This window comes from Chryseobacterium taichungense, assembly GCF_900109935.1.
Classification (GTDB): domain Bacteria; phylum Bacteroidota; class Bacteroidia; order Flavobacteriales; family Weeksellaceae; genus Chryseobacterium; species Chryseobacterium taichungense.
Window position 1 is genome coordinate 42,493 of record NZ_FOBV01000002.1, and the last position, 26,138, is coordinate 68,630.

A 26,138-nucleotide genomic window follows, 5' to 3' on the forward strand; every position below is an offset into this window, starting at 1 on the left:
TAAAATTTAATTTCAGACAAAACTAAATAAAAAATGAAGAATAAAATTATTCTCCATTTTCATTATTATTAAATTATTTCTTATTGTTTAATTCTTTCAGATAATTCCTTAACGTATTTTTTAACCTCCTTGTCGATTTTAGAAACATCTTTAATGGTTTCGCAGGCATACATTACCGTAGAATGGTCTTTTCCTCCCATTTCTTCGCCGATCTTTGTGAAAGTGGCATTTGTTAATTCTTTAGCAAAATACATGGCCAGCTGTCTCGGAAGAGCAATTTCTCTTTTTCTTGTTTTTGATAAAAGCTGCTCTCTTTTAATTCCGAAATAATCACAAACCACTTCCTGAATGTAAGGAATATTGATGATTTTTTTCTGATTGGCCGCAATCTTATTGATCGTGTCCTTTAATAATTCAAGACTCAGGTCTGATTTATAAATAGTAGAATATGCAATCACAGAATTGATCACCCCGATAAGCTCTCTCACATTTGTCTTGGCTTCAGAAGCAAGGAAATCTAGCATATCATCAGTCAATACGATACCATCTCTGCTTAATTTATCAACGATAATCTGCTTACGGGTGCTGTAATCCGGAGATTTGATCTCTGCAGAAAGCCCCCATTTGAAACGGGAAACAATTCTGTCCTGAATATCCATAATATCAGCCGGAGCCTTATCAGAAGTAAGAATAATCTGTTTTCCGTTCTGATGCAGATAATCGAAAATATGGAAGAAGCTATCCTGAGTGGCAGACTTCCCGGAAAGGAACTGGATATCATCAATGATCAGAACGTCCACCATCTGGTAAAAATTGGCAAATTCTGTCTGTTTATGTGCTTTTGCCGCAGAAATAAATTGCTGAATAAATTTTTCTGAAGACAGGTACAGAACCACTTTGTCAGGAAACTGACTTTTTACTTCCAATCCAACAGCCTGGCCAAGGTGGGTTTTTCCGACACCGTATCCACCGTATAAGAATAATGGGTTAAAAGCCGTTGCACCCGGTCTTTTGGCAATAGATCTTGCCACTGTCGCCGCAAATTTATTGCTTTCTCCTTCTACATAATTATCAAAAGAGAAATCAGATTTTAAGTTGGAATCAATATTTACCTTTTTAATTCCCGGTACTACAAAAGGATTTACAATGTTGGATGAAAAACCCTGAGGCATCGTTTCCTGAACTTTTGGAGTAGGAACTGTCTTTCCTTTCATATTCATGGTAACGGGCTTCTCTAAGCCGGCAGGCTTATTTTCCATTACAGAATACCACAATTTAACACCTTTTCCTATATTTTTCTTCAGGGCAGCAGAAAGCAAGGACAGGTAATTATCCTCTATATATTCCTTGTAAAAATCACTCGGGACCATCAGCGTAAGGTTATTGTCAACCAAAGAAATTGGCTGTACCTTATCAAATAGCAAATCGAAAGATTTTTCAAGCTTTTTAAGATCAGAATTATCTTCAGCTGCGTTTAGATTATCGCGCATGAACTGAAGGCACTTCTGCCATGTCAACATTAAATTTTCATCCATAATTTATGCCCCGATTGTTCTTTGTTAGTATTATTGTTTGGAAGGAAGACAAAGGTCTAAATTTTTTATTTTAAAAAAAAATATTGCGCTTATTGATTATTTAAAAATATATTTGTATGTATAATTGAGCGATAATAATGATACACACAAAGCACTCATTACGAGTCCGTTACGGAGAAACCGACCCCATGAAATACGTTTACTACGGCAACTACGCAGAGTACCTCGAAATTGGAAGAGTAGAACTTTTCAGAAGCATCGGAATGTCGTATAATGAGATTGAGAATCAAGGAATTTGGCTGCCCGTTTCAGAGTATAAAATTAAGTATTTGCGTCCTGCTTATTATGATGAAAAACTGGAAATACACACCTATATAAGAAAAATACCGGGCGTAAGAATAGAATTCGATTATGAAATTTTTAATGAAGAAAATATTAAAATCACCGAAGCTTCCACTACTCTGTTTTTCCTTGATGCCACAACCAATAAAGTAGTAAAATGTCCGGATTATCTTATGAAACTTATCAAAGAGAACTGGAATGAATAAATTTCAATCATAATAAAAAAATAATGAAGATTGCATTTTTAGGTCCTGAGGCCAGTTTTACACAGCTTGCAGCGATTCAGCTTTTTCCAGATCATGAACTTGTGCCCCAGCCTAATATATTAGACTGTTTTATTGCCGTGGAAAAAGGTGAAGTAGAAAAAGCAGTTGTCCCACTCGAGAATTCTATTGAAGGAACAGTATCTATGACACTCGACTATTTATACAAAACGCCTGGCATCAGAATACAGGCAGAAGCTGTCATGCCGATTGCCCATCACCTGATGATTCATCCTGATTCTGACCCGGGACGTATTGAAAAAATATATTCGCACCCCCAGGCATTGGCCCAGAGCTTTCATTTTCTGGACAAACATTTTAAAGATGTTCAGAAACAGGATTTTTCCTCCACTGCCGCCGCGGCAAAACATGTCGTGGAAAATCCTGAAAGAAATTTGGCTGCCGTTGCCAATCAGTTTGCTGCAAACCTTTACGGGCTGAAGATTATTCACCATAATATCCAGGATTTCGAGCAGAATCATACACGATTTATCATCCTCTCCAAAGATTCAGGCAGTTATGAAAATGAAGGCTTAAAGATTCTGGGTGAAAAATCCGGACTTCTTATTACATTACCAGAAGACCACGCAGGTGGACTTCATCAGGTATTATCTGTTTTTGCATGGCGAAAGATGAACCTCAGCAAAATAGAATCCAGAACATTAAAAACAGGATTGGGAAATTATTTCTTTTATATCAATGTGGTTGGAAAATGGGAAACAGCATTACACCTGAATGCCCTGGAAGAGCTGAAAGCGCTGGATGCAGAAGTTTACTTTTTAGGAAACTATAAAGAATTTAATTTAGAAAGTTAAAATTACTCTGTTTGCGATTTGTATGGTCGAATTATCATACATACTTAAAAAAACATTGGTTATATTTGAGAATATCAAAACCGGAAAACATGTATATCCTGGTCATCATCTTAATTATAATCGTTATTTTTCTTTTTACCCAGCTGAGTACAAGAATCAGGAATCTGGAAAACGAAATTTCTGAGATCAGAAAAATACAAGCAGAAAAACAAAAGGAAGAAGAAAAAGAAATTGCTGAAACAGTAATTTTTGCTGAAGAAAAGCCAGATATAGCACAGGAAATTCCTTCTGAAGTTTCCGATGTTAAAGAGCAGCCGAAAGACCGGATCAGGCCGGTGTTTGAGTTTTTACAACAGAATTCCCTGACGATTACCGGCATCTTTACACTAGTGCTGGGAATCGGATATTTCGTAAAGTATGCCATTGATAAAAACTGGATCGGTGAAATATCAAGAGCAGGAATAGGATTTGCCGTGGGTGTAACAATCATTGCCATGGGTCATTTTCTGCGTAGAAATTATACAGTATTTGCTTCCATAATTACAGGCGGCGGTATCGCAATTTTATATTTTACCACTACGATTGCATTTCGGGAATACCATCTTTTTGCACAAAGCACAGCATTTTCCGTTACGTGTATCATCACTGTTCTTTCAATACTGCTTTCTTACTACTATAAAAGTGAAATTCTCATCATCTTTTCTTTGTTCGGAGGATTCCTGGCGCCGCTGATGATCAGTACGGGGCAGAGTAACTACCCGTTTCTATTCACTTACATTAGCGTGATCAATATTGGGATGCTGGCAGTAGCGTTTCTGCGACAGTGGAAAAGTATTGGATGGATCTCTTTTATTTTCACATACCTATATCTTTTTTACTGGACGCTTGAAAAAACCGAGATCATTACGATTTACTTTTATATAGCAAGTTATATTATTTTTTACGTGTTTGCATTGCAGAGTTATTTCAGGAAACAAAGCTTATCATCCCGGGACATTTTAATGCTTGTTCTTATCAATTTTACCAGCATCATTGGCACGGTATATATTTTTAAGCAATTACAGTATGATCCTGTTATTATATTCCCGGTCAGTTTTGGTTTTCTTAATTGCATTCTGCTTTACCGGGAATGTGCAGAAAATAAATCCAGCCTCAGCCATTCTGTATTTTCAGGAATGGTGGTGAGTCTTATTACGGTAGCGGTAGCATTGCAGTTCCGGGCACATTTGATTACCAGTGTATGGGCCGTTGAAGCCACGCTTCTTTTGTTTATCTGGAAAAAAAACAATCTCCGGATTTTCAAAATCTTCTTTTACATCCTCTTCCCTCTTGTAATTATTGCTCAGATGATGACCTGGGCAGAATATCTTGATGCAAAAAATCTTACCCCTGTTTTCAATCCGATATTTCTGACGAGTTCCGTAACGGTATTCACTACGCTTGTCAATTTAGTTTTATTGAGAAAACTCCCCGAAAGTAAACTGCACGACAACAGCTTTTTTGAAAACCTTTTCACTTCGGTGAGCTTCGCCATAGTTTACGTAGCATTGCTGCTGGAAATTTTATATCAAATTTCGGAAATGCCTCCGATCATTATTTTCAGTACTGCGATGCTTTTCAGTATCTGCTATATTTTTACCATTTTGCTTTTCAGGAAAAAACTGGAGATCCGTCAGATGCTGGAAATCGCCCTTCTCTATATCTTTTTATCTCTGATTATTTTTAATACCGTCATCTCCGGAACCGGTATCGTAAGCCATATTGTAATGAAAAAGCTGGATATCCAATATTACTTTTTATATGGATTGTATCTGCTTCCGCTACTTTATACAACATTAAAAATTTTACGGGATTCCGCGTTCTTCCAGATAAGGCTTTCCTATTGGCTCCTTACTGCAACTATTGTCATTGCCGTAAGTATGGAATTTTATCATCTGTATATACTGCTTTTTGCTAAAGCCATACCTCAGGTGCCAAAACTGCAGACTCATTTCAGCCTTCTATATCTGCCGATTATCTGGGCAGTGCTCGCAAGTATTTTTATTTACATAGGATTAAAAAGCAATGCGCGGGAATATGGGAAGGCAGGATTTGCCCTTCTGGTTGTAATGATTTTGAAATTATATCTCCACGATGTCTGGAAAATGGATAATGTTTCAAGAATTATTGCTTTTATTATCCTCGGGATCATTCTGCTTCTCAGTTCATTCCTGTTTCAGCGATTGAAGAATCTATTGAAAACGATTGTTGAAAAAAAAGATGATGAGCCTGAAAACAACCACCATGAATTATAAAAAAATGTTTATTTATAAATATTCTTTAAATTATTTTAAAAATCCATTCGCACTTTACAAAAAATAACTATATTTATCAAGTATTTAATAAGACTTATTGTAAAGCATTATGAAAAAATTATTCTACTCTTTATTACTGTTGTCATCTGCTACATTATTTGCCCAGAAAAATGTTTCCGCAAAATTTGCAGTGGCCGGTGATACTGTCGGAACGGTAGATCTCTTTACAAACAGTTACAAGAACACAATCGAAGGTACGCGTTCTTATAAATCTGCCGCTGAACTTCCGCAAAACTTAAAAAAATTCAGCTTTATAGCAGACAATGGTCTGGTAGAATACAAGCTTAAAAAGAATCAGGGAGCCCTTGATAAAACCACACTTTCTGATCTTAATAACCGCTATGGACTTGCTAATGGAACTCCCGTATTCATCGATGGTTATGAATTTAAAAATACTAATCTCACAGTTTTCGAAGAAATGCTGAGTAAAGTGGAAGTGAATGACAGCCACGGTTTAAAAGCCATATCAGTTACCACTAAGAAATAATTTCTTAAACATATTTAAATGTAAAGGATACTTTTGTGAGTATCCTTTTTAATTTGTGAAATATTACTTCAGTTCTAAACCGCAACTGAAGAATCAATAGTATTAATATTTATTGTTCCATTTCTTTTTCAGTTCTTCGTAGATTTTTTTTTCAGTGGCATTATTCCCAGGTTCATACAATTTTACATCTTTGATTTCCTCCGGCAGAAAATCCTGATCTACAAAATTCCCTTCATAAGAATGGGCATATTTATACTCCTTTCCATAATCAAGGTCTTTCATGAGTTTGGTAGGTGCATTTCTCAGATGCAGCGGTACGGGCAGGTTTCCGGTTTTCTTTACTAGTGCCATGGCCTCATTAATCGCCATATAGGTTGAGTTGCTCTTTGGAGAAACAGCCAGATAAACCGCCGTTTCACTCAGGATAATTCTTGCTTCCGGATTCCCGATCACGTTCACGGCCTGAAAACAGTTGTTGGCAATCACCAAAGCATTCGGATTGGCCAGTCCGATATCTTCCGAGGCCAGGATAAGCATTCTTCTTGCAATAAATTTAATATCTTCACCCCCCACAAGCATCCTTGCCAGCCAGTATACTGCACCGTTGGGATCGCTTCCGCGCATGGATTTAATGAAGGCTGAAATGATATCGTAATGCTGCTCCCCATTTTTATCATACAGGGCCATCGTTTCCTGCAAAACCTCAAGCACATCATCATTAGTAATGTCTGATTTTGAAGAACCTTTATATTGATTCAGCACCAGCTCCACGGAATTGATCAATTTCCTGGCATCTCCTCCGGAATATTGAATCATAGCTTCTTTTTCGGTGACTTTAAAATTTGTCCCTTCATCCCGGTTGAATCTTTCCAGGGCAATATCAATCAGTTCTTCAAGCTTTTCATAGCTTAAGGCTTTCAGTACATACACCTGGCTTCGGGACAGCAGTGCGGAAACCACCTCAAAACTTGGGTTTTCCGTGGTGGCACCAATGAGTACGATCCAGCCTTTCTCTACGGCATGAAGCAAAGAATCCTGCTGCGATTTGTTGAAACGGTGAATCTCATCAATAAATAAGATCGGTGATTTTCCCGAAAAAAGATTCTGCTTCTTGGCATCTTCGATGACATCCCGTACGTCTTTCACTCCCGATGAAACGGCTGAAAGTTTATAAAACTTTCTTCCTGACTGTTCCGAAATGATTTCAGCCAGTGTTGTTTTTCCCGTTCCCGGTGGCCCCCAGAAGATGAGAGAATTCAGGGAATTATTCTGCAGCATCTTCCGTATCGTCCCCTTTTCTCCTGTCAGATGCTCCTGCCCGAGAACATCATCCAGTGTCTTCGGCCTTAATTTTTCGGCTAATGGAATATTTTGATTCAAGGTATTTTAATTAATTGTTTGCGTTGATGTATTGAATGTGAATACATTTTATTACTTACAAAGGTAGAGAAAGTATTTTTTTAAATTATATATTAAACCTTTTAAACTAATTTCAGAATTAACTGCAAACCGAATTTTCGACTAAGTCAAATGCTTTTGCTTATCTTATTTTTAAATGGTTAATCAATTCTTTTTCTTTCCTTGCATAGTAAATTACCTAAACGGTATTCTGAAAATACATCAAAAACAGCTATCTTTACACCCATAATTCGTATTATGAAAGACCTTATGGGAAAGGCGATCTGGGATTATTACCATCAGGAAAATCCCGAGAACCTGCAGACCGAAACTTCAATTTCCGAACTGGATGAGCTTCCGGTAGATTATCTCTTCCGTGATTTTGAAGAAATGAATAAACTGGAGCAGAAAGCATTAAAGCTGGCTCAGGGAAAAACTTTGGATATTGGCGCTGGAGCTGGTTCGCACAGTCTTTACCTTCAGAATGAAAGAAGTCTTGACGTGACAGCCCTCGATATATCTCCAAAATCAGTAGAAGTGTGCCAATTGAGAGGAATAAATAAAGCGGTAGCCGAGAATATGCTTTATTTTTCCGGTGAAACTTTCGATACTATTTTACTTCTGATGAACGGAACAGGAATTTTCCAAAGTCTTACAGTTATTGATATGTATCTTAAAAAGCTTCATTCGCTTCTGAATGAAAACGGGCAAATTCTGATTGACAGTACAGATATTCTTTATATGTTTGACCGTGATGAAGACGGAGGAGTTTATATTCCGGCGGAAGGATATTATGGCGAACTTGACTATATTGTTCACTACAAAGGCGAATCTGAAGACCCGATCAAATGGCTCTATCTTGACTTTAATACTTTAAAAAATGCTGCGGAAAACAATGGTTTTACAATAGAAAAGGTGTTGCAGGAAGATGACTCTTATCTGGCAAAGCTTACTAAAAGGTAGTTCTTTGCTTAAAAATCATTTTCCAATTAGAAATCTCTCAGTAATCTAAAAACTGACGCGAAAGGATATGTTGAAAACCATCCCTTGTAATTGATGTAAAGTAGGACGGTCATAACTATGGCTAAAATGACAGGAAATATAAGAGATTTAGATCGGTAAGGTAATTTTTTAGGCATCCAGCTGACAGATATGACCATTAGAATTATTGCTCCCAATGCAATAACTCCCATTTCGGGACTATGTCGCGACCTGATATGATTATCAAATCCTTTTGATAAAATATAATTTTGCAGGAAGAATATTCCGAATCCAATTAATAAGGTGAAAACAGCAGCGACATATCTTCTTACCGTCAGAAAATTCAAAAATAGCAGAACGGATCCGGGGATGGTACCAAATAATACCGTAAGAACTATAATTGTTGTCCTTGAATAAAGCTTTATGGCATTAGGATCTTCTGTAACATGATCTTTCCAGATTTCCTTTTCTTCATTTGTCCTGTTTTCTTCTTCGCGTTTTTTAGCCAGGATCATCTCATTTATAGCTTCTTTTTCAGGTTCACTGAAATGACGGCCTCTTTCCTGAAGGATCTCAAAAGCGACTTCCACGGCTTCGGGAGTAAAGCGATTTCCGGCAATGAGATATTTATCCAGTTCAGCATCAGATAATTTTCTCAGAACATTTTTACTGACCATATAAAACAGAAAAGGGCACCGAAATGCCCATTTACATACTTTATTTAAATTTTACCCAATCTCAATACCGTTTTCTACATTGCTGTCGTCCGGTGTTACAAAAGATAATTTCCCGTCTGGTTTTGTCGTTAATAATAACATTCCCTGAGACTCGATGCCTCTGATTTTTCTTGGGGCAAGATTTAATAAGATCATCACCTGCTTTCCAATCACCTCTTCAGGGGTAAAGCTTTCTGCAATCCCTGAAACAACCGTTCTCACGTCAACACCTGTATCTACCGTTAGTTTCAATAATTTATCTGCTTTTTCCACTTTTTCAGCTTCTACAATGGTTGCTGTTCTCAAGTCGATTTTTGTAAAATCATCAAAAGTGATTTCGTCTTTCATAGGGTTGGCGTTAGGGTTTGTCTTTTTATTATTTTGTTTGGTCTGCTCCAGTTTCTGAATTTGAGCTTCGATCACATCATCTTCAATTTTTGAGAAAAGAAGTGAGGATTCGTTGATTTTATGACCTGTTTCTATCAATACAGATTTTGTTTCAATATCAGTCCAGCTTTGCTTTTCAATATTAAACATATTCAATAACTTTTCAGAGCTGAAAGGCATAAACGGTTCACATAGCTGTGCAAGGGCAACGGCAATCTGGGCGCCAACAAATAATGAATGAGCTGCTTTTTCAGGATTGTCTTTGATCGTTTTCCAAGGCTCTTCAGTCTGTAAATACTGATTTCCGAAACGTGCTAAATTCATCAATGCTGATAAAGAATTTCTGAATTCATAATTTTCCAGGAATCCTGCGATCTCTTTTGCTGATTTATTGATTTCATTTAATTCAGGAGCGTTTACATCGCCTTGCGGAACAACGCCATCATAATATTTATGAATAAGTACGGCAACCCTGTTGATGAAGTTTCCGAAAATCCCTACCAGCTCAGAGTTATTCTTTGTCTGGAAATCTTTCCATGTGAAGTTATTATCCTTTGTTTCCGGAGCCGATGAAAGGAGAGCGTATCTCAACACATCCTGCTGACCAGGGAAATCTTCTACATATTCATGTGCCCAAACTGCCCAGTTTCTTGAGGTTGAAATTTTATCATTTTCAAGATTAAGGAATTCAAAGGCGGGAACATTTGCCGGCATAATGAAATCTCCGTGAGCCTTCATCATGCTTGGGAAAATAATACAGTGGAATACAATATTATCTTTTCCGATAAAGTGAACCAGATCAGAATCTTCGCTCTGCCAGTAGTCTTTCCAGTCTTTTCCGTTTTTCTCCGCCCATTCTTTGGTGAAAGAAATATAACCGATCGGCGCATCGAACCAAACATACAATACTTTTCCCTCAGCACCCGGAAGCGGAACGGGAACTCCCCAATTAAGATCTCTTGTCATGGCGCGGGGCTTCAGGCCGTCATTTAACCAGGATTTTACCTGTCCGTACACGTTCGGTTTCCAGTCGTCCTTATGGCCTTCGATGATCCATTCGTTCAGGAAGCTTTCATATTCATTTAATGGCAGATACCAGTTTTTTGTTTCTTTAAGGATAGGAACATTTCCGCTCAACATTGATTTTGGATTGATCAATTCAGATGGGGAAAGGGTAGAACCGCATCGCTCGCACTGGTCTCCGTAAGCGTTTTCGTTTCCACAATTTGGACAGGTGCCGACAATGTATCGGTCTGCAAGGAATTCTCCGGCCTGTTCATCAAAATATTGCTCGGATATTTCTTCTATGAATTTTCCTTTTTCATAAAGAACTTTAAAGAAATCCTGGCTGGTTTCGTAATGTTTTTTAGATGTTGTTCTGGAGTACTCATCAAATGAAATTCCCAAATCTGAGAAAGATTTTTTGATGATTTCGTGGTATTTATCGACGATATCCTGTGGGGTAACGCCTTCTTTTTTGGCTCTTATGGTAATGGGAATTCCGTGCTCATCTGATCCACAGATAAACGCTACCTCTTTTCCTGTTCTCCGTTGAAATCTTGCGTAAACATCTGCAGGAATATAGACACCTGCCAAATGTCCTATATGAACCGGTCCGTTTGCGTAAGGCAAAGCCGCCGTAATCATCTTTCTGTTCGACATTTATAGTAAAGTTTTTATATGCAAAGATACGAATATCTATGGAATACCGTAAGCCTTCTTTTTGTACAGCTTTAAAGTCTATCAAGATGGTCTGATATTACATTTAGTTAAACAAATGTTTAACTTTTTGTTAAATTTAAAATGGTGCTATGCAATGCATATTTTAGTTTAAATGATTGACAATTAGATGTATGTAGTAAAATGTTCGTTTAATTTACACAATTTTAATAAAATTTTTAAAAATTTAAGATAATTCTGGATTTTTTTTAAATTGCAGCAGGCTTAGGCCATGTACGATAAAAAAGAAACTATATAAAAAATAATATTGTGAAAAATTTTACAACGGTATTAAAAATTGCGCCTGCATTTTTATTGGCAAGTACAATAATTCATGCGCAAACCAGCGACTCTGCTACGAAAGAGAAAAAAATAGAAGAAGTTGTTCTGATTGGTTATGGAAAGCAGAAGAAAACGGATCTTACGGGGTCGATAACGTCGGTATCTTCCAAAGATTTTAATGGAGGCGCATCAACAGCTGATCAACTAATTGTTGGTAAAACTCCGGGTGTTCAAATTACGGGTAATAGTGGTGCTCCTGGATCTGGTTCTACAATTAGAGTAAGAGGAGGATCATCATTTATCAATAATGATCCTTTAATCGTTATCGATGGTGTTCCGATTGATTTCAACGGTTTAAGCGGGGCAACAAATCCATTATCTTTAATTAACCCTAATGATATTGAAACCTTTGATATTTTAAAAGATGCTTCTTCGGCAGCTATCTATGGTAACAGGGCTTCGAATGGGGTAATCTTAATTACAACTAAGAAAGGGACAACTGGAAAATTTAAGGTAAATTTTAATACCAATTTTTCAGTTTCTACTAAAATGGGTAACGCTGATGTTTTGGATGCTGACCAGTTTAGAAACTTTGTGAATACTTACGGAACAACTGCTCAAAAATCTTATTTAGGTAATGCTAATACAAACTGGCAAGACTTGATCTATCAGAACGCTTGGGGAACTGATAATAATATCGCATTTTCCGGAGGACTAAAAGGTTTACCATATAGAGTTTCATTAGGATATAATGAGCAGAATGGTATTGTAAGAACAAATGAATTTAAAAGAACATCTTTAGGCTTGAATTTTTCACCTAAGTTCTTTGATAATCATTTAACGGTTAATGGTAATTTTAAAGGAACTTTTTCCGAAAACAGATTTCCGGACGGAGGTGCTATCGGAGCTTCAATCTATTTTGACCCCACACAGCCTGTTTATTCAGGAAATTCAAATTATGGAGGTTATTACGAATGGTTAGATCCTGCAAACACAGCAACCGGACTGAATGTAAATGGAACCAGAAACCCGCTTGGTTTACTGTACGGTAAAAGAGATCTTTCTTCCGTATTCAGAGTTATCCCAAGTTTGCAATTGGACTATAAATTTCATTTTTTACCTGATTTACGTTTGAATTTAAACGGATCTTATGATTATGCAAAAAGTGACGGTTCCGTAAATGTATCTAAGGACTTTGCTCAAGGAATAGGAACTTTAGGATCTTATAGGTCTTATTCTCAAGAAGTTAAAAGTAGATTATTTGAGTCTTATTTAAATTATGTAAAAAAGATTCAGGCTATTAATACAACCGTAGATGTAATAGGTGGTTATTCTTATCAGAATACAAATAAAACTACTCCGGATGCACCCACTTATTTTGGAAATGGTCAGAAAACCAATTTTTCAACACCTGCAGATACTAGAAGAACATTAATTTCTTTTTATGCTAGAGGTATCTTTACGATCGCAGATAAATATGTGATTAATGGTTCAGTAAGAAGAGATGGTTCATCAACGTTCTGGAACGGAAACAGAGATCATTTATGGGGGGATTTCCCTGCTGTGTCCGTAGCCTGGAAAATTAATGAAGAGAGATTTTTAAAAAATGTATCTAGTATCAATTCCTTAAAAATAAGAGCTGGATGGGGTAAAACGGGTCAGCAAGAAACCGGAAATGATAATCCTTATCCTGCTTTTGGTTCATACTCTTATAGTAATAGCAGTACTTCACAATATCAATTTGGAAATAGCTTCTATAGTTTATTACGACCGGATGTTTACAATCCAAACCTGGTTTGGGAAACTACAACTACTAAAAATATTGGGTTGGATTTTGCGATTTTCAATAACCGAATCAGTGGTTCCTTTGATTACTTTGATAAAAAGTCAGAAAATCTTATTTCCAAAGTACCAACTTGGGCAGGTGATTTAAGTAATTTCAATGTTAAAAATGTTGGAATTATTGCTAATAAAGGTTTTGAGGTTAATCTGAATTTAATTCCAATTAAAAAAGATAACATAACCTGGGATGTTAATTTAAACGCCACAAAATTTAATCCAAAAGTAACAAGTTTGTCACAATTTGTGGATTCCGCGTATAAAATTCCGGTAGGAACACTTACCGGTATCAATAATTATATTCAGGCAATTACAGTCGGCCAGCCTCTCAATGCATTTTACGTTTACCAGCAGGTATATGACAGTAATGGAAGACCATTAGAAGGTGTTTATGTAGACCGGAATGGTGACGGAAAGTTTACTGAAGATGATAAGTATTTTTATAAATCTCCGACACCGGATGTAATTTTAGGTTTCTCGACAAAAGTTAGCGTAAAAAAATGGGAATTTAGTACTGCCTTGAGAGCGGTGCTAGGTAATTATGTTTATAATAACTCGGCTTCTAACAGTTCCATTGCAAATATTCAGGCTAACAATTTCTTGAGTAACACGAATGTAAGTGTTTTAAGCACACAGTTTGCCACAACACAACTTTTCTCTGATATGTTTATAGAAGACGCTTCATTTTTAAGAATGGACAATTTTTCAATTGCTTATAATGTAGGAGAATTCATGGGTAAAGGAACTAATCTCAGAGTAAATGCAATGGCACAAAACGTTTTCGTCATTACAAAGTATAAAGGAATAGATCCCGAAGTGTTTGGAGGAATTGATAACGGATTCTATCAAAGACCTAAAGTGTATTCAGTTGGCTTTAACTTTCAATTTTAATTAACATGAAAAATAAATATTTATATAAAAAGATTATTGTAGGATCAATTACTTTAGGAACTCTGTTTTTCACAGGTTCATGTACACAAGATCTTGAACAAGAACCTACTTTAGGACTAACTTCTTCTGTGTTATACAAAGATTTTAATAATTACAAACCTGCTTTGGCAAAAATCTATGCAGGTTTTGCAATTGGCGGGCAAGGAGATCAGAATAATGGAGACGCAAATACTGATATTGGAGGTATTGATGGCGGATTTTCCAATTATCTTCGTCAAATGTATAGTATGCAGGTTTTAACTACTGACGAAGCAGTTATAGCCTGGGCAGACGCTGGCCTTCCGGAAATGCATAGTATGACATGGAATGCTTCAAACCCGTTTGTTGCCGCCATTTATTACAGAATATTCAATGTTATTGCAATAAGTAATGAATTTATCAAAAATACAACCGATGAGAAGCTTTCTTCTAATGGTATTACGGGTAGTAATCTTACTGAAGCAAAATATATGCGTGCTGAAGCTCGTTTTCTGAGAGCACAATCATATTATCATGCGTTGGATTTGTTCGGAAATGTACCTTACGTTACTGAAACTACTGATATAATCAATACTCCCCCGCCAAGAATTGTGAGAGCAGAATTATTCAAATACGTAGAATCAGAACTTCTGGCTTGCGCTAATGATTTGAAAGATGCAAGAACAAACGAATATGGCAGAGCAGACAAAGCAGCGGCTTGGGCATTATTAGCAAGATTATACCTTAATGCTCAGGTGTATACAGGTACAGCAAGATATACAGACTGTATCACCTATTGTAATAAAGTTATCAGCAGCGGATATTCATTAAAAACAAACTATGCATCATTGTTTATGGCAGATAACAATTTAAATAACCCCGAAGTTATTTTATCTGTAAATTACGATGGTACAAGTACAAGAACTTATGGTGGGTCGACTTTCATGGTTCATGCAGCAGTTGGGGGTTCTATGCCAGCTTCTCAGTTTGGGATCAACGGAGGCTGGGGCGGTTTAAGAACAACAAAAGCATTTGTTAATTTGTTCGCTTCAAATGACCAGAGAGGTAATTTTTATACCAACGGTCAAAATTTAGAGATAAACAACGTAAGCACTTTTACAGATGGGTATGCATTCATAAAATATAAAAATATAAAATTCTCAAACGGTGCTCCAGGCTCGGATGCGTCAGGTGATTTTGTAGATGCGGATATTCCTTTGTATAGATTGGCAGATATATATTTGATGTATGGTGAAGCGGTAGCAAGAGGTGGTTCCGGAGGTAGCACAGCGACAGCCTTGGATTATGTGAATGCTTTAAGAACTAGAGCAGGAGCAAATACTGTTGGCTCTATTAGCACAGATTTCTTTTTGGATGAAAGAGCGAGAGAATTGTCTTGGGAATCAACAAGAAGAACTGATTTAATTCGTTATGGTAAATTTACATCGTCGTCATATTTATGGCCATGGAAAGGCGGGGTGAAAGATGGGAAAGCAGTTGAGGATTATAGAAGCTTGTTCCCAATTCCTGCTAATGATATTGTGGCGAATCCTAATTTAGTTCAGAATCCTGGGTACTAATAAAAAACACTAAAAAAAATGAAACATTTATTTAAAATATTCACTCTCTTAGTAATAACATTTTTTATTACTTCTTGTGAAAAAGATGAAGATCAGGCTGTTTTACAGAATCCGTCTGCATCTAGTCTTAAAGCAGATAAAACTACTTTAGTTTTAATAAAAGATAATGAATCTCAAACTGCCATTACATTCGATTGGAGTAATCCTGATTATGGAGTAGCAGTAGCGCAAAAAAATCAGTTGCAGATTGCGGTTAAAGGAACAAACTTTGCGAATCCAAAAAATGTTGATTTGGCAGATGGAGCTAAAAAAGTTAGCTATACGGTTGCTGATTTTAATAATATGATGTTAGATGCAGGGCTTGCTCCCAATATTGCTACTGATATAGAAGTAAGATTATCTTCTAAATTAGGTAGTTATAATCCTGTTAATTCTAATGTTTTAACGATCAATGTTCAGCCTTATATGACAGCTTATCCATCATTTTATATAGTAGGCGATGCATCCGCTGTAGGCTGGGATGCGGGAACAGCACAATTGCTTTATAAAAAAGACAACCTTTCTACCATTTATACCTATCTCGAAAATGGTAAATCTTTCAGATTCCTGGGGCAACAGGACTGGGGACCTCTTAACTACAGTTTGGATGTTGCGGGAATGAACGCCGGAAACAGGTATTTTAAAACATGGTCTACCAACTTATCACCTTCTACACCTGAAAATATACAGTTTACCGGAGCTTCGGGAATGTATAAGGTGCAGATAGACGCTGATGCTACGGTAAAATCTATTACAGTTTCGGCTTCTCCTGTCAATACATGGAATCCTGCCAATGTATACTTAGTAGGAACGGTCAATGGATGGAATGCAGGAACGGCAATTCCGATGACAAGCTTGGGAAATGGTAAATTTGAATATACTGTGGCACTTCCGGCTGCTTCTGAATTTAAGTTTTTAGGACAACAAAGCTGGGGAGATCTGGATTGGGGAAATATTACAGCCGATGGGAATACAGGATATTTAGGCCCTAAAGGAAGCAATGGAAATATTAAGTTTGATGGAACTGGAGGAAGTTATAAAATTTCAGTTGATGTAAAATTGGGAGTTTACAAAATACAACCATTATAGTATTAATTTAAGTTGAATAACATAGCAAAGTGTTGCTTTTCGGCAGCACTTTCTTTATTTTTAAAGTTTATAAATAATCATTATGAAGAAAATTACAATGGGGGCATTATTGTTCTCAATGATGTTTGCGGGTGTTAATGCACAATCTTTAAAATCGCCGGATGGAAAATTTGAAATGGATTTTCAGCTGAAGCAGGGCGTACCTTACTATAATTTAAAATACAACGGTAAAACAATAGTTGAAGATTCAAAATTGGGGCTGAGATTATTTAAAGATACTTCCATCAAATTTGCATCTGAAATCGCAAAACCGGAAGATGTAAAATTTGATCTTAATAACGGCTTTACGAAAGTTGACGAGAAACGTGATGCTAAGAATGAAACCTGGCAGCCGGTTCTGGGAGAAAAGAAAAATTATATTAACAACTATAATGAATTAGCGGTTACGCTTCACCAGGATACCACTGACAGAAATATTATCGTTAAGTTTAGGCTTTTTAACGATGGATTGGGCTTTAGATACGAATTCCCACAGCAGAAAAACCTGAATTATTTCGTGATCCGTGAAGAGGATTCCGAGATCGATTTCCCAACAGATATGAAAGCCTGGTGGATCGTTGCCGATTATGATTCTCAGGAATACCAGTACCAGGAAACAAAACTTTCCGAGATTCCTGCCAGATGGCCGAAAGCCGCAGATGCCAATGCTTCGCAGACTTTGATAAAAAATGCAGTGCAGTCACCGGTAATGCTGAAGCAGGAAGGTAAAGAACCCTTATATATCAACGTTGCAGAAGCGGCCGTTTTAGATTATCCGGCTTCCCATCTTGAGGTGGATGCGGTTAATTTTAAATTCAAAACACATCTTACAGCGGATCGACAAGGGGCAAAAGGATATATCCAGACTCCTTCCGTAACGCCTTGGAGAACCATTATTGCCGCTCCGAAAGCAGAAGAGGTAATGGATTCTAAAATGCTTTTCAACCTGAATGAACCTACAAAATATACCGATACTTCCTACATTCATCCTACAAAATACATGGGCGTATGGTGGGAAATGATCATTGGAAAATCGCAGTGGGCTTACGGTCAGCCGGAATCAAATGTGCGTATTGGGATAACTGATTTTTCTAAATTAACACCTAACGGAAAACACGGTGCGAACAACACAAAAGTTAAGGAATACATCGATTTCGCAGCGGAAAACGGTTTCCAAGGTCTTCTAATTGAAGGCTGGAATATCGGTTGGGAAGACTGGTTCGGACATTCAAAAGAATTTGTTTTTGATTTTATCACGCCTTATCCGGACTTTGATATCAAAATGCTGAATGAATATGCGCATTCAAAAGGCATCAAGCTGATCATGCACCATGAAACCTCTGGTTCTGCTACAAATTACGAAAGATGGGCAGATAAAGCGTATCAGTTGATGAATAAATATGGCTACGATGCCGTAAAAACAGGATATGTAGGCGACATGATTCCTCGTGGAGAACATCATTATTCTCAGTGGACCATCAATCACTTCTACAGAATTGCAGAAAAAGCCAATGAGTATAAAATTATGGTCAATTCTCACGAATCCGTGCGACCTACCGGAGAAAGCCGTACCTATCCGAACTATATTTCTGCAGAAGCAGCCCGTGGAACGGAATACGAAGCTTTTGGCGGAAATAATCCCGATCACCAAACGATTCTTCCTTTTACAAGATGGATGGGTGGCTCAATGGATTACACACCAGGAATTTTCCAGACTAAGTTGGATTACTATTTTCCAGGTGACAAACGTTTTGTAAAAACAACTTTAGTTAAACAGTTAGCACTTTATGTAGTAATGTATATGCCACTTCAGATGGCTGCCGACCTTCCTGAAAATTACAGGAAACACATGGATGCTTTCCAGTTCATCAAAGATGTGGCAGCCGATTGGGACGATACCAAAATTTTATCAGCTGAACCTGGAGATTATATCATCACTGCAAGAAAAGCAAAAGGAACAGAAAACTGGTTTGTAGGTGGTATTACGGATGAAAACAAACGTGATTATTCCGTAGATTTCTCTTTCTTGGATAAAGGTAAAAAGTACGAAGCGACAATTTATGAAGACGGCAAAGATGCAGATTACATCGACAATCCTCAAAGTTATCACATTTATAAAAAACAGATTACAAGCAAGTCTAAAATCAATTTTAAAATGGCACGAAGCGGCGGTTTTGCAATTTCAATAAAACCATTATAATGGATAATCAACTTTGTCAAAGTTTAATCTTTGACAAAGTTTTTTTATTTTTAGAAGCTTTTTTCCGCTTGGAATTTATGCTGAGCCTGCCGAAGTACTGTATCTTTTTTGTTACGACCTCCTGAACTGCGTTCGTAAACCTCTGATTTATGTTTTGGCCGTAACAAAAAAGGATTCCGTTTCTATCGGAGCTAATAATATACACCAGACAAACGACTCGTTCAAAGTTGAATCTTTGTTAACGTTTTAAAAATCATAAAATGAAAAAAATATATACCATATTTGCTTTATCGGCAGCATCGGTTGCATTTTCGCAAATTCAAAAAGTAGAACCGGCCTTTTGGTGGAAAGGAATGAAAAATCCTGAGCTACAGATCCTGGTCTATGGAAAAAATATTGCAAATGATGAACTTGAAATTTCAGACGGAGTTCAAATCAAGAATATCCAAAAAGTTGAAAATCCGAATTACGTTTTTATAACCGTAAATACCAATGAGATCAATGTTCCCAAGTTTAAAATAAATACTAAAAAAGGCAAAAAAACAACCAGCTCTTACACTTATGAATTAAAGCAAAGAGAGCCCCATTCTGCAGACCGGGAATCTTTTACATCTAAGGATTTAATGTATCTGATCATGCCCGATCGTTTTGCCAATGGTGATGAGAAAAATGATTCAAGTCCTGACTTAACGGAAAAAGCAAACAGAAGCCTTCCCAACGGACGTCATGGCGGAGATTTACGAGGAATTATCAACAATCTCGATTATATTCAGAATCTGGGAGCAACAGCAGTATGGCTTACTCCGGTGAATGAAGACAATGAAAAAGTATATTCTTATCACGGCTATGCACAGACCGATTTATATAAAATAGATGCCCGCTACGGAACCAACGAAGAGTATCGTGAACTCTCCCAAAAATTAAACAAAAGAAACATGAAGCTCGTGATGGATTATGTCACCAATCACTGGGGAATTTCACACTGGATGATCAAAGATCTGCCGACAAGAGACTGGATCCATTGGTTTAATGACAAAGAAAATGGCTTTGAACGTTCCAATTACAAAACAACGACACAGTTTGATACTAATGCTTCCGATATTGATAAAAAATTAGCGTTGGACGGATGGTTTGATACAACAATGCCCGATATTAACCAAAAGAATCCTTTAGTTTTAAAATATCTTACCCAAAATGCCATCTGGTGGATTGAATACGCAGATCTGGGAGGTTTTCGTGTGGATACTTATCCCTACAACGATAAAGAGGCGATGGCTAAATGGGCGAAAGCGATTACCGATGAATATCCGAAATTTAACATCGTAGGGGAAACCTGGCTGAATACGGCGGCATATATTTCTGCATGGCAAAAAGATTCTAAAACCGGTGAAGCGGCAAATTATAATTCTAATCTTCCGTCGGTAATGGATTTTATGTTGTACGGTGATCTGCCAAAAGCATTAAAGGAAAAAGAAGGCTGGGACAGCGGAATGAATCGTATATACAACAGTCTGGCAAGTGATTTCCTTTACCCTGATATCAACAACGTTATGGTTTTCTTTGAAAATCATGATACCGAAAGATGGAATGAAATATTCAATGATGATCCGAAAGCTTATAAATTAGGATTAACATTAATATCAACAGTCCGCGGAATTCCACAGATTTATTACGGGTCAGAAGTCGGAATGCGGGGTGATAAAAATAAAGGTGGGGATGCAGATATCCGAAGAGATTTTCCGGGAGGCTGGAAGTCTGATAAAGTAAACGCTTTTAACCCTTCAGAGCAGACTGCTGAACAAAAAGAATTTTATCAGTTCACCCAAAAACTATTGAACTGGAGAAAAGGAAAAGAAGTTATCCACACCGGAAAAACTAAAAATTTCGTCCCGCAGAATAATGTTTTTGTGTATTTTAGATATAACGAAAAAGAAAGTGTGATGGTCATTTTAAATAATAATGAAACAGAGCAGACATTGGATTTGAAGCATTTTGCTGAATCATTAAAAGGATTTTCAAAAGGAAAAGATATCATCTCCGATAAAGAATTTTCATTACAGAATAATCTCACAATACCTGCAAAAACATCTATGATCATTGAATTAAAGTAAATTAAAAGTATATTCATTAATCTTTGCTGAGTGATAGTTTATGCTGAGCTTGTCGAAGTACCTTTGCGAACGAAAATATTAGACGAAATCTAAAAAAAAATTCTTAGCGCTCTTTGCGTTAAAAACAAAAATTAAATATGAAAAAAACAACAATATTCTTTACTTTCATCATATGTATATTGAGCTTTACAAACATTTCGGCTCAAACAAAATTTGAAAAAGAAAAAGCAGAAATCGCAGCAATGCTCGACGGATTCAATGTCGCAGCCGCAAAAGCAGATTTTACAACCTATTTCAATTATTTCGCAGATGAATCTACCTTTATCGGAACAGATGCAACGGAAGTCTGGGATAAAAAAGCTTTTATGATCTGGGCTAAACCTCATTTCGACAAAAAAAGAACATGGGATTTCACATCATTAAAAAGAAATATTTATTTAAGCAACGATGGAAAACTAGCCTGGTTTGATGAATTACTGGATACTCAGATGAAGATCTGCCGTGGTTCAGGTGTGGTTGAAAAGATCAACGGACAATGGAAAGTGAAACAATATGTTCTTTCGGTAACTGTTCCCAACGAAGTCGTAGATAAAGTTGTTGAAATTAAAACCCCGATAGAAGATATGTTAATCGAAAAACTGAAGCAAAAATAATGGCTGAGATAGAAGGAAAATACGTTACAGGTAAATTTGGTAAAACAAAAAAACCGAACCTGTCCATGCTTCAGATCATCAACATGAGCATGGGCTTTTTGGGAATTCAGATGGCATTTGGATTACAGAACGGAAATGCAAGCAGGATTTTGGCAAATTTTGGGGCAGATGTTCATGAGTTGTCGTGGTTTTGGCTGGTGGCTCCTATAACAGGATTAATTGTACAACCAATCATCGGTCATATGGGAGACAATACTTGGAGCCCGCTGGGAAGAAGAAAACCTTATTTTTTAATAGGAGCGGTTTTGTGCGCCATTGGATTGGTGATGCTTCCAAATGCAGCTTCAGCAACGCAGATGATGGCCGCAAACGTTTTGTTAATGGCTGTCATTTTCTTAGCAATGATGGATGCATCCATCAACGTAGCTATGGAACCTTTCCGGGCCTTGGTGGGAGATATGCTGCCGAAACATCAGGCAACGATAGGCTTTTCAGTTCAGACGATTCTCATAGGAATTGGTGCTGTTATCGGATCAGATCTGCCGGGCTGGTTGACCAAAATGGGAATTTCCAATGAGGCGCCTAAAGGATTTGTGGCAGATAACGTGATCTACGCTTTCTACATTGGAGCGGCAGTACTGATATTATCGATTCTGTACACGATTATCACCACTAAAGAATACTCACCGGAAGAATTTGCCTCATTTGAAGGCGGAAAGGAAATAGTAGAAGACAAATCAAAGCTTTCAGATATCTTTAAAGATTTTGCCAATGTGCCTTCCCAGATGAAGAAATTGGGAATTGTACAGTTTTTTTCCTGGTTTGCTTTGTTTACAATGTGGGTTTTTACAACGAGTGCATTAGCAACACATCATTTCGGACTTTCACCTGATGATACCCATTCTGCGGAATTTAATAAAGCCGGAGACTTGACAGGAAGTTTGTTCGGAAGCTATAATTTCTATGCCATTTTCTTTGCTTTTGCTTTAACGCCGATAGCTAAATTTATAGGTAAAAAGCAGACACACGCGTTAGCACTTACCTGCGGAGGACTGGGGCTGATTGCCATGTATTTCATTAAAGACATTCATTATCTATGGATTTCAATGGTCGGACTTGGATTTGCCTGGGCAAGTATTTTAGCTATGCCTTATGCCATGCTGATCGATTCAATTCCACAAAAGAAAATGGGGGTTTATATGGGGATTTTCAACTTCTTTATCGTGATTCCTCAGATCATCAACGGAATTTTTGGAGGCCCGATCGTAAGTGGAATTTTCGGAAAAATGGCAATTGATTATATCGTAGTCGGTGGAATATGTATGCTGTTGGGTGCTGTTTTAACAATGATTTTTATTAAATCAGAACATGATACTCCAAAGGAAATTGAAGAAGAGATTCAGCAGGTACATTTTTAATTGAAATTTTGTTTCATATAAATAATCAATAGGAGCGGACTTTAGTCCGCTTTTTATATATCACATAAATGGCTCTAGCCGAAGTTTAAATACATATAGTTTCTAAATTCCTTACAAAAATTAGCTTAAATCCATTCTTATCCTACATCAACACCTTACCGATTTATTGAATGTACATTTGTACCATAAATAATCACAATATGAAAACAGTATATCATAAAGCAGACACAAGAGGCCACGCCAATCATGGATGGCTGAATTCATACCATACATTCAGTTTTGCAAACTACCAAAACCATGAAAGAACCCATTTCGGAGTCTTGAGAGTGTTAAATGACGACACCGTTTCCCAGGGAATGGGTTTCGGAACGCATCCGCATAAAAACATGGAAATTATTTCTATTCCTCTGGAAGGTGATCTGGAACACAAAGATTCCATGGGTACAACAGCCGTTATCAGAAAAGGAGAGATTCAGGTCATGAGTGCCGGAACCGGCGTAATGCACAGCGAATACAACAAAAATAAAGATGAGGAAGTAAAATTTTTACAAATATGGGTCTTCCCAAGAGAAATGAATGTTGAACCGAGGTATGATCAGAAAAGTATCAAAGAAGGCGAGAAGATTAATGGATTCCAGCAAATTCTATCACCGGATAAAAATGACGACGGAGTTTGGATTCATCAGGATGCGTGGTTCAATCTGGCCAATTTTACCAAAGGAAACGGTAAAAATTATATGCTTCATAAAAAAGGAAACGGGGTATATGCATTTGTTTTAAAAGGAAGTGCAAAAATTGGCGACAGGGTATTAAACGAAAGAGATGGACTGGGAATTTGGGATACCCAAAGTTTCAATATTGAAGCAGTAGAGGATACCGAAATTCTTTTAATGGAAGTTCCGATGGAATTACCATCATATTTAAGATAATAAAAACAAATAATTTTCCCACAGTAAAAAATTCCACTCCTCTGGAGGGGTGGCGAAAATTCAAAGAATTTTTGACGGGGTGGTTAAGCAAAATAGTGAACGAAATAAAACGCTTGCTAATAAAAAAAACATTGCGGACATTTGCGTTAAATTCAAAACAAATAACAACATACTTTAAATAGATAAAAAAACAATGAAAATTTTAGCTATAGCCGGAAGCAATTCCGAAACATCAATCAACAAACTTTTAGCTTCTTACGCAGCTTCACTCATTCAGAATGCAGAAGTGGAAATCGTAGATATGAATCAATTTGAAATGCCGATCTACAAACATCAGCGCGAAGTGGAAAATGGCGTGCCTCAGCAAGCGATGGATTTTGCTTCAAAAATTGATGCTGCAGACATACTTTTAGTTTCTCTTTCCGAACACAACGGAACATATTCTACAGCTTTCAAAAATGTATTCGACTGGACCTCCAGAATCAAAGATCGAGCAGTTTGGAATGAAAAACCAATGCTGTTGATGGCAACAGCTCCCGGAGCAAGAGGAGGATTGGGTGTTTTAGAAGCGGCAGCAAAACGTTTTCCACTGCACGGCGGAAATATTGTTGATACCTTTACGCTACCTTTCTTCAATGATAATTTTGACAAATCAGCTCAGAAAATTTCTAATGAAGAGAAAGACAGCGAATTGAAGGAAAAAATTGCAAAAATTTCGGCAGTAGAAATTATCCTTGAAAAATAGATTTGAATATTAATTTAAAATTAATATCTTTGCAAAAAGAAAAAAAGATGAATATTCAGACCACTTTTAAAGAATGTTTCTCCAAGAAAGGGAATATTGTGGGCTCTGAAATTCTGAGATAATACAACGCCGATAATCTACCAAGATTGTCGGCTTTTTTATTTTCGAAATTAGAACTAAAAATAGAAATAAATTGTGCCAATTTAGCACATTAACAAATAATCATTGTTAATCGTTAAACTGATACACTCTTACATTAATAATATGAGCAACACTTACAAATCTGCAGGAGTAGACAAAGAAGAAGGGTACAAAACCGTTGACAAAATCAAAAAAGCAGTTGGAGAAACTCACAATTCCAATGTATTGAACCATTTGGGAAGCTTCGGTGCTTTTTATGAAATCGGAGGATACAAAAACCCTGTTTTGGTTTCCGGAACCGATGGAGTAGGAACAAAGCTGAAAGTAGCCTTAGATTCTAAAAAATATGATTCTATTGGTGTAGACTGTTTCGCAATGTGCGCCAATGATATCCTTTGCCACGGCGCAAAGCCATTGTTTTTCCTTGATTATCTTGCCTGCGGGAAGTTAGACTCTGAAATTGCAGCTGAAATCGTCTTAGGAATGGTAGAAGCATGTAAAGATAACAACTGTGCATTGATCGGTGGAGAAACTGCCGAAATGCCGGGAATGTATCAGCCTGGAGATTACGACGTTGCAGGATTCTGCGTAGGAATCGTTGAAAAAGACCAGATCATCGACGGTTCAACTATAAAACCAGGCAATAAAATTATTGCATTACCAAGTTCAGGATTTCACTCCAACGGATTTTCACTCGTAAGAAAAGTTTTCCCTGATTTCAATGAAGAATTTGAAGGAAAGCCTTTATATGAGACACTTTTAGTTCCTACAAGATTATATTATAAGGATATTCATAGAGTTCTTGAAGAAGTAAAAGTATGTGGTATTGCCCACATCACCGGTGGCGGATTATACGAAAACGTTCCGAGAATTATTCCTGAAGGGCTTTGTGCTTCAATCGAGGCATCAAAAATCGAAATTCCGAGTATTATGCTTGAATTGGAAAAAAGAGGTGGCGTAGCCCGTGATGAAATGTTCGGAACCTTCAATATGGGTGTCGGAATGATCCTGGTAGTAGATTCAGAACACGCAGAAAAAGTATTGCACCTTCTTGATGATGCCTACGAAATCGGAGAAATTACAGAAGGCAGCGAAAAAATCAAACTATCAATATAACAATTTATCGATGTACCAGTGTACCAATTGAATCATTGTTACATTGATAAA

At 37.0% G+C, this 26,138-nt stretch carries 19 protein-coding genes; 15 read left to right on the forward strand and 4 right to left on the reverse strand.

Going from position 1 to position 26,138, the window contains the following annotated elements; genetic code table 11:
• Nucleotides 1–80 precede the first annotated feature (80 nt).
• On the reverse strand, nt 81–1,535 hold the full coding sequence (gene dnaA / locus BMW64_RS04000) for a chromosomal replication initiator protein DnaA (protein ID WP_089998597.1): 1,455 nt from the start codon (nt 1,533–1,535) through the stop codon (nt 81–83).
• A 137-nt stretch (nt 1,536–1,672) separates the two neighbouring features.
• Between dnaA and BMW64_RS04005 the strand changes: the two genes are divergently transcribed.
• From BMW64_RS04005 to BMW64_RS04020, 4 genes are all read left to right on the forward strand, one after another.
• Entirely contained in the window at nt 1,673–2,083 is a 411-nt protein-coding gene (locus BMW64_RS04005; protein ID WP_089998598.1) for an acyl-CoA thioesterase, read from the forward strand.
• A gap of 23 nt (nt 2,084–2,106) precedes the next feature.
• A complete protein-coding gene (gene pheA / locus BMW64_RS04010) occupies nt 2,107–2,955 on the forward strand; it encodes a prephenate dehydratase (protein WP_089998599.1) in 849 nt (282 codons plus the stop codon).
• 65 nt (nt 2,956–3,020) lie between these two features.
• Nucleotides 3,021–5,249, forward strand: coding sequence for a DUF2339 domain-containing protein (locus BMW64_RS04015; RefSeq protein ID WP_228400828.1), 2,229 nt, complete (start codon nt 3,021–3,023; stop codon nt 5,247–5,249).
• 109 nt (nt 5,250–5,358) lie between these two features.
• Nucleotides 5,359–5,796 (forward strand): hypothetical protein, encoded by a 438-nt coding sequence (locus tag BMW64_RS04020; RefSeq protein ID WP_089998602.1) that lies wholly within the window; start codon nt 5,359–5,361, stop codon nt 5,794–5,796.
• Between the two features lie 102 nt (nt 5,797–5,898).
• Here BMW64_RS04020 and BMW64_RS04025 read toward each other — a convergent pair whose 3' ends face one another.
• Nucleotides 5,899–7,176, reverse strand: coding sequence for a replication-associated recombination protein A (locus tag BMW64_RS04025; protein ID WP_089998603.1), 1,278 nt, complete (start codon nt 7,174–7,176; stop codon nt 5,899–5,901).
• Nucleotides 7,177–7,452: 276 nt separating this feature from the next.
• Between BMW64_RS04025 and BMW64_RS04030 the strand changes: the two genes are divergently transcribed.
• Nucleotides 7,453–8,157, forward strand: a complete 705-nt coding sequence (locus BMW64_RS04030) for a class I SAM-dependent methyltransferase (RefSeq protein ID WP_089998605.1) — start codon at nt 7,453–7,455, stop codon at nt 8,155–8,157.
• Nucleotides 8,158–8,183: 26 nt separating this feature from the next.
• Here the strand turns inward: BMW64_RS04030 and BMW64_RS04035 are convergent, their stop codons facing one another.
• Nucleotides 8,184–8,852 carry a hypothetical protein gene (locus BMW64_RS04035; RefSeq protein WP_089998606.1) on the reverse strand — a complete coding sequence of 223 codons (669 nt, stop codon included), beginning with the start codon at nt 8,850–8,852 and terminating at the stop codon, nt 8,184–8,186.
• Between the two features lie 51 nt (nt 8,853–8,903).
• A complete protein-coding gene (gene metG / locus BMW64_RS04040; protein ID WP_089998607.1) occupies nt 8,904–10,940 on the reverse strand; it encodes a methionine--tRNA ligase in 2,037 nt (678 codons plus the stop codon).
• A 327-nt stretch (nt 10,941–11,267) separates the two neighbouring features.
• Between metG and BMW64_RS04045 the strand changes: the two genes are divergently transcribed.
• The 10 genes from BMW64_RS04045 (at nt 11,268) to purM (ending at nt 26,087) form a co-directional block, all read left to right on the forward strand.
• The gene (locus tag BMW64_RS04045; protein ID WP_089998608.1) at nt 11,268–14,009 is read left to right on the forward strand and encodes a SusC/RagA family TonB-linked outer membrane protein; all 2,742 of its coding nucleotides are present in this window, start codon (nt 11,268–11,270) and stop codon (nt 14,007–14,009) included.
• A 5-nt stretch (nt 14,010–14,014) separates the two neighbouring features.
• Complete coding sequence (locus BMW64_RS04050) at nt 14,015–15,607, forward strand: RagB/SusD family nutrient uptake outer membrane protein (RefSeq protein WP_089998610.1); 1,593 nt, start codon at nt 14,015–14,017, stop codon at nt 15,605–15,607.
• A gap of 18 nt (nt 15,608–15,625) precedes the next feature.
• Entirely contained in the window at nt 15,626–16,735 is a 1,110-nt protein-coding gene (locus tag BMW64_RS04055) for a SusE domain-containing protein (RefSeq protein WP_089998611.1), read from the forward strand.
• 82 nt (nt 16,736–16,817) lie between these two features.
• Complete coding sequence (locus BMW64_RS04060) at nt 16,818–18,974, forward strand: glycoside hydrolase family 97 protein (protein ID WP_089998612.1); 2,157 nt, start codon at nt 16,818–16,820, stop codon at nt 18,972–18,974.
• Nucleotides 18,975–19,234: 260 nt separating this feature from the next.
• Nucleotides 19,235–21,085 carry a glycoside hydrolase family 13 protein gene (locus BMW64_RS04065; RefSeq protein ID WP_089998614.1) on the forward strand — a complete coding sequence of 617 codons (1,851 nt, stop codon included), beginning with the start codon at nt 19,235–19,237 and terminating at the stop codon, nt 21,083–21,085.
• A 137-nt stretch (nt 21,086–21,222) separates the two neighbouring features.
• Nucleotides 21,223–21,738 carry a nuclear transport factor 2 family protein gene (locus BMW64_RS04070; RefSeq protein WP_089998615.1) on the forward strand — a complete coding sequence of 172 codons (516 nt, stop codon included), beginning with the start codon at nt 21,223–21,225 and terminating at the stop codon, nt 21,736–21,738.
• A complete protein-coding gene (locus tag BMW64_RS04075; RefSeq protein ID WP_089998616.1) occupies nt 21,738–23,156 on the forward strand; it encodes an MFS transporter in 1,419 nt (472 codons plus the stop codon). Before BMW64_RS04070 ends, BMW64_RS04075 begins: the two co-directional genes overlap by 1 nt.
• Before the next feature lie 200 nt (nt 23,157–23,356).
• Complete coding sequence (locus BMW64_RS04080) at nt 23,357–24,085, forward strand: pirin family protein (protein ID WP_089998617.1); 729 nt, start codon at nt 23,357–23,359, stop codon at nt 24,083–24,085.
• Between the two features lie 193 nt (nt 24,086–24,278).
• A complete protein-coding gene (locus BMW64_RS04085; protein WP_089998618.1) occupies nt 24,279–24,830 on the forward strand; it encodes an NADPH-dependent FMN reductase in 552 nt (183 codons plus the stop codon).
• A 264-nt stretch (nt 24,831–25,094) separates the two neighbouring features.
• Nucleotides 25,095–26,087: a phosphoribosylformylglycinamidine cyclo-ligase gene (purM, locus tag BMW64_RS04090; RefSeq protein WP_089998620.1), complete on the forward strand. Its 993-nt coding sequence runs from the start codon at nt 25,095–25,097 to the stop codon at nt 26,085–26,087.
• Nucleotides 26,088–26,138: the final 51 nt, after the last annotated feature.